This window comes from Arthrobacter sp. D1-17, from assembly GCF_054130535.1.
On sequence record NZ_CP096382.1, the window covers coordinates 2,814,115 to 2,829,876 of the forward strand.

Here is a 15,762-nt window from a genome sequence, read left to right on the forward strand (position 1 = left end):
TGGATCTGCTGCTTCCTAGAGACTGCTCACTGCTAAACGTTCGTGGGCGCGTGCCCGTGCCCACTTCTCAGCATCGAGCACGGACTCGACCGTCAACCGGGAGGAACCCGGATGTTCACTGAGCACAGCTTCGATGGTATCCACAATGTCGGTGAATCTGATGCGGCCCTCGTGGAACGCCAGGACGGCTTCCTCATTTGCCGCGTTGAACACGGCAGGGAACGTACTCCCTCGCTCCGCGGCATCCTTGGCGAGGTCGACGGCGGGGAACGCGGCCGTGTCCAGCGGCTCGAAGGTCCAGCTCACGGCACGGCTCCAGTCGCACGGCATGGCGGCGTTCGGAACCCGGTCCGGCCAGCCCAGCCCGAGGGCGATCGGCAGGCGCATATCCGGCGGGGAGGCTTGGGCAATAATCGAACCGTCCACGAACTGCACCATGGAGTGGACCACGGACTGGGGATGAACCACCACATCGATGCGGTCCAGCGGGATGTCAAACAGCAGGTGCGCCTCAATCACCTCCAGGCCCTTGTTGACCAGCGTCGCGGAGTTGGTTGTCACCATCAGGCCCATGTCCCAGGTGGGGTGTGCCAGGGCTTCGTCGGGGGTGACGTCAGCGAGCTGCTCCCGGGTGCGGCCGCGGAACGGTCCGCCGGACGCGGTGAGGATAAGCCGGTCCACCTCCGTGGCGGACCCTGAGCGCAGGCATTGGGCGATGGCGGAATGTTCCGAATCGACCGGCACGATCTGGCCCTCCCTGGCCGCGGCCTTGACGAGTGAACCGCCCACAATCAGGGATTCCTTGTTCGCGAGCGCCAGGGTGGCCCCGGTGCCCAGGGCAGCCAGGGTGGGCGCCAGGCCGATGGAGCCGGTGATGCCATTGAGGACCACGTCCGCTTCCACCGCGGCTATGGCGGTGGAGGCATCAGGACCAGCCACGATCTCGGGCCGGTACGACGGGAGGCCGGCTGCCCGCGCCGCGCCGTCAATCAGCTCGCGGAGCCTGCCTGGATCGCCGGAGGCGATGCCCACCGCGTGCGCCCTCGTGTGCACGGCCTGCTGCGCAAGGAGTTCGAGGTTGCCGCCGCCGGCGCTGAGGGCCACTACCTCGAAACGGTGCGGGGCGGCGTCGACGACGTCAATCGCCTGGGTGCCGATCGAACCGGTGGATCCGAGGATGACAATTCTGCGCGGGTGGCCCGCTGGTTGCTTGGTGGAACGTCCGGCGCCCGAAGTCTGCATGGCTTAAGTATCCCGCACCCCCGCCGGCGGCTGGTTGGTGGCGGGTGGCAGGAAGTGCGCCCGGGCGGGCATCTTGACGCTCCGGGCGCCCTGAGTAACGTGGAAGCGTGGACTGGGCCGCCTGGATTGACTGGTTGGACGCGCCGGACTACGAGTTCGCCCGGCAAGTGTTGCAGCGCGGCGTCGCCGGGCTCTTTTTCGTTGCATTCCTCTCTTCTTTTAACCAGTTTCCCGCACTGCTGGGTGAGCGCGGCCTCCTTCCCGTTCCTGACTTTCTGGAGGCCTTCAGCAAGTTCCGGCGGCCCACGCTGTTCCGCTGGCATTACTCAGACCGGCTCCTGCGGGCGGTGTGTGTCGCCGGAATGGTCATCTCCGCGGCCCTCGTTCTGGGGCTCCCCCAGCTTGGGCCGCCTTGGGTGCCACTTATTGCGTTCCTGTCCCTCTGGCTGCTGTACATGTCCATCGTCAATGTCGGGCAGACGTTCTACGGCTTCGGCTGGGAGATGCTGCTGCTCGAAGCCGGCTTCACCGTGGCTTTCCTCGGCTCCGACCAGACGGACCCGCCCCGCACCATCCTGTTCCTCATCGCCTGGCTGGTGTTCCGCCTGGAGTTCGGCGCAGGCATGATCAAGATCCGCGGCGGACGGGAATGGCGGGACCTCACGGCGTTGTATTACCACCACGAGACGCAGCCCATGCCCGGGCCGCTGAGCCGGCAGGCACACCTCCTGCCCAAGCCGTTCCATAAGCTGGAGGTGCTGGGCAACCACTTCGCCCAGCTTGTGGTGCCGTTCTTCCTCTTCGCCCCGCAGCCAATCGCGAGCATCGCAGCTGGCCTCATTATTTTCACGCAGCTGTGGCTCGTGGCCAGCGGCAACTTCGCCTGGCTGAACTGGATCGCCATAGTGCTGGCCTTCGCAGCCGTCAGCGATCCGGTGGCCCATGCAGTGCTGCCCGTCATTCCGCTCGACTGGCATGGCGCCGGTGCCGGCCGCGAAACCCCGCTCTGGTGGCTCGCCATCACCCTGGCGGCGACAGTGCTGCTGGTGGTACTCAGCTACTGGCCCATCCGCAACCTGTTCTCCCACTACCAGCTGATGAACGCCAGTTTCAACCGCTGGCAGCTGGTGAATACCTACGGCGCGTTCGGCACGGTCACTAAGCAGCGGATCGAGGTCGCGGTGGAAGGCACTATGGACGAGGAACCGGACGAGTCCGCGGACTGGCGGGAGTATGGCTTCAAAGGCAAGCCTTGGGATGTGCGCCGGATGCCGCGCCAGTACGCGCCGTACCACCTGCGGCTCGACTGGCTCATGTGGTTCCTGCCGCTGCGAACCGTCCACGAAGAGTGGTTTTACGCGTTCCTCACCAAACTCCTGGAAGCGGACCGAGCGGTACTGCGCTTGCTGCGACATGACCCGTTCGACGGCGAACGCCCCCGTTGGGTGCGTGCCCGCACCTACCTCTACCGTTTCGCAACCCGCGACGAGTTCCGCAAGACCGGCCAGCGCTGGATCCGCACTCCGCTGTATGAGGCCATCCCGCCGCTCTCACTGCGGCGAGCGCCCGGGCGGCGGCCGTAGAAAAAGCTAGGCCCTGATGCCTGCCCGGCGGATGGTGGATTCCGCGTGCTTCAGGATGGGGCCGTCGATCATCTTGCCGTCGTATTGGAATACCCCGCTGCCGGACGCATGGGCCGCTTCCAGCAGTTGTCTGGCTGCAGCCACGTCCGCCTCGGACGGCGCATAGGCCCCGCGAACGACGGGCACCTGGGTCGGGTGGATACACGCCTTCGAGCTGAACCCGGAGGCCACGGCGTCGCGGGCCTCGGCTCCAAGTCCCTCAAGATCGGGAATGTTGACGTACACGGCGTCCACGGCTTCCTTGCCGAAGGCTCCGGCCGCCAGCAGCACCGATGAACGGGCCTGCAGGGCAACAGCCCGGTAGCCGCCGTCGTCCTTCCTGCTCGAGGTGCCGCCAAGGGACGCGAGGAGGTCCTCGGCACCCCACATCAGCGCCACCACGTTCGGCGCGGCGGCGATGGCAGGGGCGTTGATGATTCCGGCGGCCGTTTCGCACAGGGCAATGACGTGGAATCCCTCCAGCGCCCGAAGCTGCGCTGCGTTTTCGGTCTTGGCAAGCATCACCGTCCGGTATGGCGTGTGGGCCAGGCAGTGCAGGTCCTTCTCAAAGTCCTCAGTGCCGGCCGGGTTGACCCTGACGATGGTCCGGCTCGGGTCAAGCTCGGGCACGTCCAGTGAGCCCGCGAGCTGGGCCAGGATGGCTCCCCGGGCCCGCTGCTTGTCAGGAGCGGCCACCGCGTCCTCAAGGTCGAGGATGACGGCGTCCGAGCGCTCGGCTGCCTTTTGGAAGCGTTCCGGACGGTCGGCAGGGCAGAAAAGCAGGGCGGGACCCATAACGAAAGTCATACAGCCATTCTCCGATTATTTTTCCGTCCGCGCTTCATTGTCTGGGGCTTCATGGTCAGGGGCTTCATGGTCAGGGGCTTCATGGTCAGGGGCCTAGGTGTCCGTTCGCGCTTGGGCGCCGTGCTGGATGCGGGCATGTGCGTCCCTTGTCCACATGAGGCAGCTGCGGGTGGCCAAGGCGACCACGGCGCCGTCCTGGTTCCGGCCCGTGTGCTGCATGGTGACAATCCCTTGGCCCGGACGGGATCCCGAGAGCCGCTTTCCGGTGATGACGGTCTCCGTGTACAGCGTGTCCCCGTGGAACAGGGGGCCGGGAAAGGACACGTCCGTTAGCCCCAGCTGTGCGATGATCGTGCCCTGGGTCAGCTGGGCAACGGACTGCCCGACGACGGTTGCGAGCGTAAACATCGAGTTCACCAGCCGCTGCCCGAACGGCTGCCCTGCGCTCCACGCGGCGTCCAGGTGCAGCCCCTGGGTGTTCATGGTCATGGTGGTGAAGAGAACATTATCCGCTTCGGTCACGGTCCGGCCCGGGCGGTGGGCGTACAGTACGCCCTCCTCGAGTTCGTCAAAGTACAGTCCGCGCTGTTCGATCACCCGGGGACCGCCGGCGGTTGAGCCTGCCGAGACCCCGTTCATACGGTCAGTTCCTGGTCTTCCTCGAACAATTCGGCGCCCGTGGCGGCCGCTACTTCCTCGACGGAGACGTTGGGGGCCAGTTCGCGAAGCACGAGGCGCGGGGCTGCGCCGTCGATCACGACGTCGATCACCGCAAGGTCAGTGATGATGCGGTCTACGCAGGCTTTGCCAGTCAGCGGCAGGGTGCACTGTTCGACGATCTTGGGCCTGCCGTTCCGGTCCACGTGCTCCATCATCACGATGACTTTCTTCGCTCCGAAGACCAGGTCCATGGCGCCGCCCATGCCCTTGACCATCTTGCCGGGAATCATCCAGTTGGCCAAGTCGCCGTTGGCGGCCACCTCCATGGCACCGAGCACCGCGACATCGACGTGGCCTCCCCGGATCATGCCGAACGACAGGGATGAGTCGAAGAATGCTGCGCCCTTGTTGACAGTGACGGTTTCCTTTCCTGCATTAATCAGGTCCGGGTCCACCTCGTCCTCGCCCGGGTAGGGGCCCACGCCAAGGATCCCGTTCTCTGAATGGAGCACCACTTCCACGCCGGCGGGAATGTAGTTGGGAATCAGCGTGGGCATGCCGATGCCCAGGTTGACGTACTGTCCGTTGCTGAGTTCCTGGGCCACGCGGGCGGCCAGTTCGTTCCTCGTCCATCCCCTGCCTTCGGGATGCGACGAAGCCGCGCGCCGGTATTCGGGACGGACACCTTCGGGGCGGGGAGCCTGGGGGCTGTTCGGATCCATTCCTATGCTCCTGCCTGCTCACGGGCGCCGGCCGCAGTCAGGGCCACCGTCCTTTTTTCGATGCGCTTCTCTCCCTGCGGGACAACCACAACCCGCTGGACGAAGATTCCCGGCAGGTGGACGTGTTCGGGGTCCAGTTCTCCCGGTTCCACCAGCTCTTCGACTTCGGCGATGGTGATCCTCCCCGCCATGGCGCAGAGCGGGTTGAAGTTCATGGCGGTGGCGTGAAAAACAAGGTTCCCGTGACGGTCGCCCTTCCACGCGTGCACCAGGCCGAAATCCGGTCTCAGGGACTCTTCCAGGACGTAGTCCACGCCGTTGAAACTCCGGACTTCCTTGGGTGCCGACGCGACCGCGATGCCGCCGTGGGCGTCGTACTTTTGAGGCAGGCCGCCCTCGGACACCTGGGTACCGACGCCAGCCTTGGTGTAGAACGCCGGGATGCCAGCCCCGCCGGCCCGCAGCTTCTCGGCCAGGGTTCCCTGCGGGGTCAGCACCACCTCGAGTTCACCGGCCAGGTACTGCCGGGCGAACTCCTTGTTCTCCCCCACGTAGGAGCTGATGGTCCGGCGGATGCGGCCGTCCCGGAGCAGGATGCCGAGGCCCCAGTCATCCACCCCGCAGTTGTTGCTCACCGTTTCGAGGTCCGTGGTGCCGTGCTCATGCAGGGCATTGATCAGCGCCACCGGGATACCGCACAGCCCGAAACCGCCCACAGCGAGTGAAGCGCCGTCGGGAATATCCGCAACGGCCTCCGCAGCGCTCGCAACAACCTTGTCAATCATCGTTGATCCTTTCAGGTGTTCCCGACCTCGTCTCCCGGGCAGTCTAGAGCCCGAGCTCCCGGGCGATGAGCATCAGCTGGACCTCCGTGGTGCCTTCGCCGACTTCAAGGATCTTGGAGTCACGGTAATGGCGTGCCACAGTGAACTCGTTGATGAAGCCATAGCCGCCGAATACCTGGGTGGCATCCCGCGCGTTGTCCATGGCCGCCTCGCCTGCGACCATCTTAGCTATGGCCGCCTGGGTCTTGAACGGCTTGCCCGCTAGCATCCTGGCCGCCGCATCGTAGTAGGCCAGGCGGGCGGTATGGGCCCTGGCCTGCATACGCGCAATCTTGAAGGAGATCGCCTGGTACTTGCCGATGTTGTTGCCGAACGCGCGGCGCTCCTTGGCGTACCGCACTGACAGATCCACGCAGCCCTGGGCCGCACCCGTGGCAAGCGCCGCGATGGCGATGCGGCCTTCGTCCAGGATGGACAGGAAGTTGGCGTAGCCCCGGCCCTGCTGTCCCAGCAGGTTGGCTTCGGGGACCCTGACATCCCTAAGGGTCAGGGGGTGCGTGTCCGAGGCGTTCCAGCCGACCTTGTTGTAGGCCTTTTCCGCTTTGAATCCGGGCGTGTCGGTCGGCACGAGGATCGTGGAGATCTCCTTCTTGACGCTCCCGTCCTTGCGTTCGTGCTGGCCAGTTACGGCGGTCACCGTCACCAGCCGGCTGATGTCCGTGCCTGAGTTGCTGATGAATTCCTTATTGCCGTTGATCACCCAGTTCTTGGCGTCTGCGCCGCCTTCCAGCCGCGCCGTGGTCTTGGTGCCGCCGGCGTCCGAACCCGCCTCGGGCTCTGTCAGGCCGAAGCCTGCGAGCGCCTTTCCTGAGGCGAGCAGCGGCAGCCACTCCTCCTTTTGCGCGTTAGTGCCGAACCGGTGGATCGGCATGGCCCCCAAAGAAACGCCGGCTTCCAGGGTGATCGCCACGGACTGGTCCACCCGTCCCAGCTGTTCCAGCGCGAGGGCCAGCGCGAAGTAGTCTCCGCCCATGCCTCCGTACTCCTCCGGGAACGGCAGCCCGAAGAGGCCCATGTCCGCCATCTGCGAGATGACTTCGTACGGGAAGCTGTGTTCCTCGTCGTGCTTGGCCGCGACCGGCGCCACGACCTCGTCGGCGAACTCCCGGACAGTGTCGCTGAGGTCCTGGTATTCCTCGCCGAGCTCAAAATCGGCCATTCTCAGGCTCCCTTACGTTTATTGGTTCTATGGTCAATGGCTTTCGTTCATTGGTTTGCCTCAATGATTGAGGTTCAGCGGCTCACGTTCAGTGGCTCACGTTCAGTGGTTTACGGTCAGTGGCTTACGTTCGGTGGCAGGATCCTGGTCCGGCGCGTCGGCAGCCGGCGCCGCATGGATGGTCGCCAGCACCTGGTCGGCTTTGACGAGATCCCCCGCGCCGACGGTGATGTGGACCGTACCGGCCACCTCGGCGACCAGCTGGTGCTCCATTTTCATGGCCTCTACGGCGAGGAGCACCTGTCCGGGCTCCACCGTGTCGCCGTTGACGACGGCGACCGAGACGACGGTGCCCGGCATCGGCGAACGCACTTCGGGGTCCGCTGTGCCCGCTTCCCGTTGCATGGCCGCGAGCACCCGCTCCAGGTAGGTTTCCCGGCTGAGCACGTCGAGCCTGCAGGCCCAGCCGCCCCTGCCGACGTAAACATGCTGCGGCCGTTCCTTTCCAGCGGCGTCGTTCCCGGTGGCGCCGTTCCGGCCGGCGCCGTTCCGGCCGGCGTCGTTCCCGGTGGCGCCATCCCCGCGGCCGTCCACCAGGGATCCGAGGGCGAAGGCGTGCTCCTGCCCATCCACGTCCAGGTGAATTGACCTGCTGGTCAACAAAAGGATGACGACCTTGTACTGCGGTCCCCCATTGACCCGGACCAGGGCGTGCCCTCCGTCCGCGTTGCCCAGCCAGGTGACAGATGCTTCGGCGAGGCCACCGCAGGGCAGGCCGAAGCGTATGCGCCAGGGGGCCGGACTGCCCAGCCGCCAGCCCCGGACTGTATTCCAGGGGGAAGAAACCCCTTGAGGACCCCTGGCCGCTGCCCGGAAGTGCATGGCCGCAGCGATGATCTCAACGTCCCCTGCAGTATGGAAGGCCAGGTCCGGCATTTTCCGGTCTATGAGCGTGGTGTCCAGACGCCCGGCGCGGACGTCGGCGTCGTTAATCAGGAGCCTGAGGTACTCAACGTTGGTGCCCACCCCGAGAACGGTGTACCCGGCGAGCGCAGCGTCCAGCCTGTCCAGCGCCGACTGACGGTCCTGGCCCCAGGCAATAACCTTGGACAGCAGGGGGTCGTAGTCACTGGAGATTTCCAGCCCCGGCAGCAGGGCCGAGTCAATCCGCAGATGAGGGTCGGCGGCAGTCCTGGCGCCGCCCGCCTCCGGCAAAGCCGTAAAGATGCTGCCGTGTTCATCGAGCAGCACCACCTCACCGGTGGACGGCAGGAAGTTCCGTTCCGGCACCTCCGCGTACACGCGCGCCTCTACCGCGTGGCCGTTAAGCCCGACGTCGTCCTGCGCGACGGTGAGTGCTTCACCGGCGGCGATGCGCACCTGCCATTCGACGAGGTCAACTCCGGTGACCATTTCGGTGACGGGGTGCTCCACCTGGAGCCGGGTGTTCATTTCCATGAAGAAGAACTGGTCGGGGTCGTTGTCGGAGACGAGGAACTCGACCGTTCCCGCCCCGGTGTAGTGCACGCTCCGTGCTGCCTGGCAGGCGGCATCACCGATGCGCGCCCGCCTGGTGCCGCCGTCGTGCAGCGCTTCCAGCAACGGAGAGGGTGCTTCTTCGATCACCTTCTGGTGCCGGCGCTGCAGGGAACATTCGCGCTCGCCGAGGTGGATGACATTGCCGTAAGCGTCCGCCAGGACCTGGACCTCGATGTGCCGGGGCGCCTGGACGAGGCGTTCCAGGAACAGGGTGTCGTCCCCGAAGGCTGCTGCCGCCACGCGCCGGGCGGTCACCAGGACGGCCGGGAGATCCTCCGGCCGCTCCACGATATGCATGCCCTTGCCGCCGCCGCCGGCCGACGGCTTGATGAGTAGCGGGAACCCGACGCCCGCCGCGGCGTCGACCAGTTCGGCGTCCGTCAGCCCCGGTTCGGCGACGCCGGGGACCACGGGAACGCCGTATCCTGCCACGTGGTTCTTGGACCGGATTTTGTCGCCCATGACTTCGAGGGCTTCGGCACCCGGACCGATAAACGCAATACCGGCCGCGGCCAGTGCCCGGGCAAACAGGACGTTCTCACTCAGGAACCCATAGCCGGGGTGTACCGCCTGCGCGCCGCTCTCCCGGCACGCCCGGATGATGGCCTCGATCTTGAGGTAGCTCTCCCCTGCCGCGGCGGGACCGATCCGGACGGCGGCGTCCGCCTCCTGCACATGGCGGGCGCGGAGATCGGCATCACTGTAGACGGCGACGGAACGGATGCCCATGGCCCGCAGCGTGCGGATGACCCGGCACGCGATCTCGCCGCGGTTGGCGACGAGGACAGTGGAGAACATGGCGGGGGCGCCGGAGACGGGGGCCGGCGTCGTGATTGCTTGATCGGTCATGGCGTGCTCACATCCGGAAGAGGCCGAGGGAGGTCTCCGGCAGCGCAGTGCGGGAGACAACGTCGAGGGCGAGTCCCAGGACGGTGCGTGTATCTGCGGGATCAATCACGCCGTCGTCCCAGAGGCGGGCGGTGGAGTAGTACGGGCTGCCCTGGTCCTCGTACTGCTGCCGGATGGGGGCCTTGAAGCTTTCCTCATCCTCGGCTGGCCACTCCTGGCCGGCCGCCTCGTACTGGTCTCGCTTCACGGTGGCCAGGACGCTGGCCGCCTGGTTGCCGCCCATGACGGAAATACGGCTGGCTGGCCACATCCACAGGAAGCGCGGGGAATAGGCACGGCCGCACATGGAATAGTTTCCGGCTCCGAAGGAGCCGCCGATAACGACGGTCAGCTTGGGCACCCGGGCGGTAGCAACTGCTGTGACCATCTTGGCCCCGTTTTTGGCGATGCCGCCCTGCTCGGAGTCCTTACCCACCATGAAGCCGGAGATGTTCTGCAGGAAGATCAGCGGAATGCCGCGCTGGTCGCACAATTCGATGAAGTGCGCCCCCTTGAGTGCGGACTCGCTGAAGAGCACGCCGTTATTGGCCACGATGCCCACGGGGTGGCCGTACAGCTTCGCGAACCCGGTCACCAGCGTGGTGCCGTAGTTTTTCTTGAACTCGTGGAACCTGCTGGCGTCCACCAGCCGGGCGATGACCTCACGAACGTCATACTGCGCATTAACGTCCGTGGGGACCGCGCCGTAGAGCCCGCCCAGGTCAACGGCCGGTTCGGCGGCGGCATCCACCGGCCAGGCGGGCGCGGCGGGCGCGGGCAGAGTGGCGACGATGTCCCGGACAATCTGCAGGGCGTGTTCGTCGTTTTCCGCCAGGTGGTCGGTGACGCCTGAGATACGGGAGTGGACATCGCCGCCTCCGAGTTCCTCGGCGGTGACGATTTCACCGATGGCGGCCTTCACGAGGGGCGGACCGCCCAGGAAGATGGTGCCCTGGTTCCTGACGATCACCGTTTCGTCGCTCATGGCCGGAACATAGGCGCCGCCGGCGGTGCACGAGCCCATGACCGACGCGATCTGCGGAATCTTTGCAGCTGACATCCTCGCCTGGTTGTAGAAGATCCGGCCGAAATGTTCCTTATCCGGGAAGACCTCGTCCTGCTTCGGCAGGAAGGCCCCGCCGGAGTCGACCAGATAGATGCAGGGCAGCCGGTTTTCCAAGGCAATCTCCTGGGCGCGGAGGTGCTTTTTCACCGTCATGGGATAGTACGTGCCGCCCTTGACGGTGGCGTCATTGGAGATCACCAGAACGTGCCGGCCGTGGACCAGCCCGATGCCTGCAATGAGTCCGGCGCCCGGGGACTCGTCGTTGTACATGCCGTTCGCCGCCAGCGGGGCGATCTCCAGGAAGGGGCTGCCTTCATCGAGAAGCTGGTCAATTCGCTCCCGCGGCAGCAGTTTTCCGCGGGCCACATGGCGCTCGCGGGACTTTTCCGGTCCGCCCAAGGCAGCTTCGGCCAGCCGCTTGCGGAGTTCCGCCGCGAGCGCCCGCTGCGCAAGGCTGTTCGCTTCGAAGGTCCCGCTGGTAGGGTCCAGCCGGCTGGCGAGTGTCTCCATTGACCGCTTCCGTTCCTGGCCAGCCTTTAGATGCTGGCCTCGCCACATTTGAGTTAGTGCCGTGTAACTGAGATTTAGGTTAGTCTCTATTAACTGTGATGTCCAACACACGCGAGGGTTGCTAGAGTTTGCAGGTCCTAGGAGGAAAAGTGCCGATCGCAGAACAGGACATGCTCGCCGGGAGCGACCCGTCAGCAGCCCCAACCCTGGCCGAGGGTATCCCGCAGAGCCGGGCAACGCAGCGCAGCCGTGCCAAGGAAACCCGCCGGCAGGCTTTGCTGTCCGCCGCCGCGTCGCTGTTTGCCGTCCACGGGTTCAACAGGGTGTCGCTCGAGGATCTGGGCGCCGCAGCCGGCGTCAGCGGACCGGCGGTCTACCGCCATTTCCCGGGGAAGCAGGCCGTGCTGGGTGCACTCCTCCTGACAGTCAGCCAAGACCTGCTGGAAGGCGGGCGGCATGTGGTGGCTGACGCAGCGGACCCGCCGACAGCTTTGGCCCGGCTGGTCCAGTTCCATGTGGACTTCGCCCTGAGCAATCCGGACGTGATCAGGGTCCAGGACCGGGATTTCACCAACCTCTCTGAGGAAGACCAGGCCCAGGTGCGGGCTTTGCAGCGCAGCTACGTGGAGCTCTGGGTTGACGTGCTGACAGGCATTCACAGCGATACCGACACAGCCGACTTGCGGATGCGCGCCCATGCCACCTTCGGGCTGATCAACTCCACACCCCACTCTGTCCGGAACCATGGCCGCCGGATGGCCGTCAGATCGGCCCGGCCGCTGCTGGAGAACATGGCGCTGGCTGCCCTGACCGCCCCCGGTGCGCCGCCGGCCTAAGCCTGCGCTCCAACTCCACGAGCGGTACCCGGCCCGCATGACCGCTGCTTATCGCCGGTCATGCGGGCAGGGTACAGGGCCGGGGCCGGGTACAGGGCAGAGTGTCAGACCATAGCCAGCGCCATGCCCGGATCAGCCAGGAGAGCTCCGACGTCGGCCAGGAACCCCGAGCCCTGCTCGCCGTCCACCAGCCGGTGGTCGAAGGAGAGGCTTAGCGTCATGACCTGCCGAAGGGCGATCTGGTCCTGGTATTCCCAAGGCATTTTCCGGACGGCGCCCATAGCCAGGATGGCCGCCTCCCCCGGGTTAAGGATGGGTGTGCCGGCGTCGATGCCGAAGGTCCCGATGTTGGTGATTGACATAGTGCCTCCGGACAGATCCGCCGGGCTCGTCTTTCCGGCCCTGGCGGTCTCGGTCAGTCCAGTCAGCGCCGCGGACAGTTCTGCAAGAGTCATCCGGTCGGCGTCCTTGATGTTGGGCACGGTGAGGCCGCGCGGTGTAGCCGCGGCAATGCCGAGGTTAACGTAGTTGAACTGCACGATCTCCTGGTTGGCTTCGTCCCACCGGGAATTCAGGGTGGGGTTGCGGCGCAAGGCGATCAGGGCAGCCTTCGCCACGAGGGTCAGCGGCGTCAGCCTGAGCCCTTCAAAGGCCTTGGCGGCTTTGAGCCGGGCCAGCAGTTCCATGGCCGGCGTGACGTCAACGGTGAGGAATTCGGTGACGTGGGGCGCCGTAAACGCACTCGTCACCATCGCGGCTGCTGTGAGCTTGCGGACGCCCTTGATGGGCGTGCGCACTTCGCGACCGCCCACGCCGGCCGCAGAAAGTTCCCCGGCCGCCGCTTCCCGGGCGGCCATCCCATCGGCTGCGAGCTCATGGGCTGCAGCCGGCAGGTCCCCGCCGCCCACGAAGTTCCGTACGTCGTCGCGGGTTATCAGCCCGTTGGGGCCAGTGCCCTTGATGTCCTCAAGGAACACACCCAGGTCTTTCGCCAGCTTCCGGACGGGCGGGGTGGACCGTGGGCGCTCGTCCTGGCCCTCGGCAGACTTGGTGGTCGAAGGCCTGGATCCCGCGGGTTTTGGTCCGGCAGGTTTGGTTTCAGCAGGCTCAACCAGCGGGGCTGGCTCAACCGGCTTCCGTGCCCTGCGCACCGGATGGCCGGAACTTTCGACGACGGCCCCGTAGCCTACGAGGTTCGGTTCCCGCTTGGCGGGACGCACCTCGGCGCCGCCTTTGGCGGCTGCGGCACTGTCAACTGCGGCACCGTCAGCTGCGGCGGGAGGCTGCCCGCCGTCGTCGCCCTCGACTTCGAAGGAGACGATGGGCTTGCCGACTTCCACGACGGTCCCCGGCTGCTCATGCAGCGCCGTAATGACGCCGGCGAACGGGGAGGGAAGCTCCACCACGGCCTTCGCGGTCTCCACCTCGGCGATGATCTGGTTCAGGCTTACGGTATCCCCGACATTCACCTTCCAGCTGACGATCTCCGACTCGGTGAGGCCTTCGCCGAGGTCGGGAAGCCGGAATTCCTTGATCATTGCGCCGCTCATCCTTCCAGCCCGCTCAACGAGTTGGGCCGGCCCAGAGCCCGGTCAACGCCGTCGAGAATCCTGTCCAGCCCAGGGAGGTGATGCATCTCCAGCTTCGAATACGGGTACGGCACGTCGAACCCTGTGACCCGGACGGGGGCGGATTCCAGGTAGTAGAAACAGCGTTCCGTGATGCTCGCGGCAATCTCAGCACCGAGCCCGCCCGACTGCACTGCCTCATGGGCAATCACGAGCCGCCCGGTCTTGCGCACCGAGGCTTCCACTGTGGCGAAATCCACCGGAGCCAGGGAACGAAGGTCGATGACTTCGACGGACATGCCTTCGTCAGCGGCAGCGAGGGCGACGTCGCGGGCGGTCTTCACGAGCGGTCCGTAGGCGACCAGCGTGACGTCACGGCCGTCGGCCACCACCCTGGCCTTCTCGAATGGAAGCGCTGCGCCCGGATCGAGGGACTCATCCACGTCACCCTTGTCGTGGTAGCGGCGCTTGGGTTCGAAGAACAGCACGGGGTCATCACACGCGATGGCCTGCTGGATCATCGTGTGCGCGTCCTGCGGGCTTGACGGGCTGATGACCCTCAGGCCCGGGGTGTGCGCGAAGTACGCCTCGGGAGATTCAGAGTGGAACTCCGGTGACCCTATGCCGCCGCCGAACGGGATGCGGATGGTGATGGGCATCTTGACGGCACCCTTCGTGCGGTAATGCATCTTTGCCACCTGGCAAACGATCTGGTCGAAGGCCGGGTACACGAATCCGTCGAACTGGATCTCCACGACCGGGCGGTAGCCGCGGTAGGCAAGTCCCACCGCGGTGCCCACGATGCCGGACTCGGCCAGCGGCGTGTCGATCACACGGTGCTTGCCGAAATCCTTCTGCAATCCGTCCGTCACCCGGAACACACCGCCAAGGGTTCCAATGTCCTCGCCCATGAGGACAACTTTGGGATCGTTCTCAAGGGATTTGCGGAGCCCGGAGTTTATTGCCCGGGCAAAGGTCAGCTGGGTCATCGGCGTGCACCTTCTTCAGAGGCGGCTCCTGCGGGATCGCCGAAGGAGTCCAGGTAGCGGGAGTAATGGTCCTGCTGGCGGTCCAGCCAGGAATGCGGCGTGCTGTAGACGTGCTTGAAGACGTCCAGCGGCTCGGGGTCCGGCATGGTGGTGCAGCCGGTGCGCATATCCCGGGCAACGGCGTCCGCCTTTTGCTGTACAGCCGTTTCGAGCTCCGGGGTGAGAAGGCCCTTCCGCTCGAGCAGGGCCTTAACCCGGCGGATGGGGTCCTTCTGCGCCCAGTCCTCAAGTTCGTTGGCGTCCCGGTAGCGGGTGGGATCGTCCGCCGTCGTGTGCGGCCCCATGCGGTAGGTGACGGCCTCAATGAAGGTGGGTCCGCCTCCGCGGCGTGCCCTGTCCAAGGCGACCCTAGTGGCCGCCATCACGGCGAGGACATCGTTGCCGTCCACCCGCATGCTGGGAATGCCAAAGCCCAAAGGACGGTCGGCGATCTGGACGTGGGACTGCAGCCGTACGGGTTCGGAGATGGCCCAGTGGTTGTTCTGGCAAAAGAACACCACGGGCACCTGGAAGCTTGCCGCAAAGACCATGGCTTCATTGACATCACCCTGGCTCGTTGCGCCGTCGCCAAGGTAGGCAATGGCCGCTGAATCAGCGCCGTCGTTCTGGATGCCCATGGCATAGCCGGTGGCGTGCAGCGTTTGGGAGCCGATGATGATCTGGGGAGTTCCCAGGTTGACGGTGTAGGGATCCCATCCGGCGGACGCATTGCCGCGCCAGACACGGAGGATGTCCGTCAGCTTCACCCCCCTGCAGTAGGCAACCCCGTTGTCACGGTAGGTGGGGAAAACAAAATCATCGTCGCGCAGGGCCCTGGCCGAACCGATCTGCGATGCTTCCTGCCCGAGCATTGGGGGCCAAAGTCCAAGCTCACCCTGCCGCTGCAGGGCTGTGGCTTCGGTGTCGATGCGCCGGGTAATCACCAGGTCCTCATACAGGGAGCACAACTGCTCGTCTGAAATGTCCTGCACCCAGGGGTCGTACTCGGGATGGCTGACACGTTCCCCTGCGGGAGTGATCAGCTGGACCAGGTTCTGGCCGGTCCTGCCCTGTTGTCCTGCACTGTTGCCCGGGCCGCCGGCGGTTGTACCGCCCTGGCCCACCTCGTCTGTCACCACAGTTGTGCAACTTTCTGACGTCGTGTCGCCGTGCGGCGGAAGGACTCGTGATCCCGGCCCCGCGCGGCGTTCCGGGCGCCGTTGCTCCGGATAATTGTGACCATACTCACAACAGGCAGGGGGTACAACCA

The 15,762-nt window shown here is 65.6% G+C and carries 13 protein-coding genes; 2 read left to right on the forward strand and 11 right to left on the reverse strand.

Annotated elements, in window-relative coordinates; all coding sequences use genetic code 11:
• Positions 1–15 precede the first annotated feature (15 nt).
• A complete protein-coding gene (gene dxr / locus M1E01_RS13110; protein WP_457972013.1) occupies positions 16–1,242 on the reverse strand; it encodes a 1-deoxy-D-xylulose-5-phosphate reductoisomerase in 1,227 nt (408 codons plus the stop codon).
• Between the two features lie 107 nt (positions 1,243–1,349).
• Here dxr and M1E01_RS13115 point away from each other — a divergent pair, with 107 nt between their 5' ends.
• On the forward strand, positions 1,350–2,825 hold the full coding sequence (locus M1E01_RS13115) for a lipase maturation factor family protein (RefSeq protein ID WP_457972014.1): 1,476 nt from the start codon (positions 1,350–1,352) through the stop codon (positions 2,823–2,825).
• A 6-nt stretch (positions 2,826–2,831) separates the two neighbouring features.
• Here M1E01_RS13115 and M1E01_RS13120 read toward each other — a convergent pair whose 3' ends face one another.
• The 7 genes from M1E01_RS13120 to M1E01_RS13150 form a co-directional block, all read right to left on the reverse strand.
• Positions 2,832–3,671 (reverse strand): HpcH/HpaI aldolase/citrate lyase family protein, encoded by an 840-nt coding sequence (locus M1E01_RS13120; protein ID WP_457972015.1) that lies wholly within the window; start codon positions 3,669–3,671, stop codon positions 2,832–2,834.
• A gap of 93 nt (positions 3,672–3,764) precedes the next feature.
• Positions 3,765–4,310, reverse strand: a complete 546-nt coding sequence (locus M1E01_RS13125) for a MaoC family dehydratase (RefSeq protein WP_457972016.1) — start codon at positions 4,308–4,310, stop codon at positions 3,765–3,767.
• Positions 4,307–5,053: a CoA transferase subunit B gene (locus M1E01_RS13130; protein WP_457972017.1), complete on the reverse strand. Its 747-nt coding sequence runs from the start codon at positions 5,051–5,053 to the stop codon at positions 4,307–4,309. The genes M1E01_RS13125 and M1E01_RS13130 overlap by 4 nt, the downstream gene beginning before the upstream one ends.
• A gap of 2 nt (positions 5,054–5,055) precedes the next feature.
• A complete protein-coding gene (locus tag M1E01_RS13135) occupies positions 5,056–5,838 on the reverse strand; it encodes a CoA transferase subunit A (protein WP_457972018.1) in 783 nt (260 codons plus the stop codon).
• A 43-nt stretch (positions 5,839–5,881) separates the two neighbouring features.
• Entirely contained in the window at positions 5,882–7,057 is a 1,176-nt protein-coding gene (locus M1E01_RS13140; protein ID WP_457972019.1) for an acyl-CoA dehydrogenase family protein, read from the reverse strand.
• 102 nt (positions 7,058–7,159) lie between these two features.
• Positions 7,160–9,445 (reverse strand): acetyl/propionyl/methylcrotonyl-CoA carboxylase subunit alpha, encoded by a 2,286-nt coding sequence (locus M1E01_RS13145; protein ID WP_457972020.1) that lies wholly within the window; start codon positions 9,443–9,445, stop codon positions 7,160–7,162.
• A 7-nt stretch (positions 9,446–9,452) separates the two neighbouring features.
• Complete coding sequence (locus tag M1E01_RS13150) at positions 9,453–11,060, reverse strand: carboxyl transferase domain-containing protein (RefSeq protein WP_457972021.1); 1,608 nt, start codon at positions 11,058–11,060, stop codon at positions 9,453–9,455.
• A gap of 170 nt (positions 11,061–11,230) precedes the next feature.
• On the opposite strand from M1E01_RS13150, the gene M1E01_RS13155 reads away from it, so the two are divergent.
• A complete protein-coding gene (locus M1E01_RS13155; RefSeq protein WP_457974965.1) occupies positions 11,231–11,896 on the forward strand; it encodes an SACE_7040 family transcriptional regulator in 666 nt (221 codons plus the stop codon).
• Positions 11,897–12,000: 104 nt separating this feature from the next.
• On the opposite strand, the gene M1E01_RS13160 is transcribed toward M1E01_RS13155, so the two are convergent.
• The 3 genes from M1E01_RS13160 to pdhA are packed head-to-tail and all read right to left on the reverse strand — an operon-like array spanning position 12,001 to position 15,631.
• Positions 12,001–13,434 carry a dihydrolipoamide acetyltransferase family protein gene (locus M1E01_RS13160; RefSeq protein ID WP_457972022.1) on the reverse strand — a complete coding sequence of 478 codons (1,434 nt, stop codon included), beginning with the start codon at positions 13,432–13,434 and terminating at the stop codon, positions 12,001–12,003.
• A gap of 8 nt (positions 13,435–13,442) precedes the next feature.
• Positions 13,443–14,453 (reverse strand): alpha-ketoacid dehydrogenase subunit beta, encoded by a 1,011-nt coding sequence (locus tag M1E01_RS13165; protein WP_457972023.1) that lies wholly within the window; start codon positions 14,451–14,453, stop codon positions 13,443–13,445.
• The gene (gene pdhA, locus M1E01_RS13170; RefSeq protein WP_457972024.1) at positions 14,450–15,631 is read right to left on the reverse strand and encodes a pyruvate dehydrogenase (acetyl-transferring) E1 component subunit alpha; all 1,182 of its coding nucleotides are present in this window, start codon (positions 15,629–15,631) and stop codon (positions 14,450–14,452) included. The genes M1E01_RS13165 and pdhA overlap by 4 nt, the downstream gene beginning before the upstream one ends.
• Positions 15,632–15,762 lie beyond the last annotated feature (131 nt).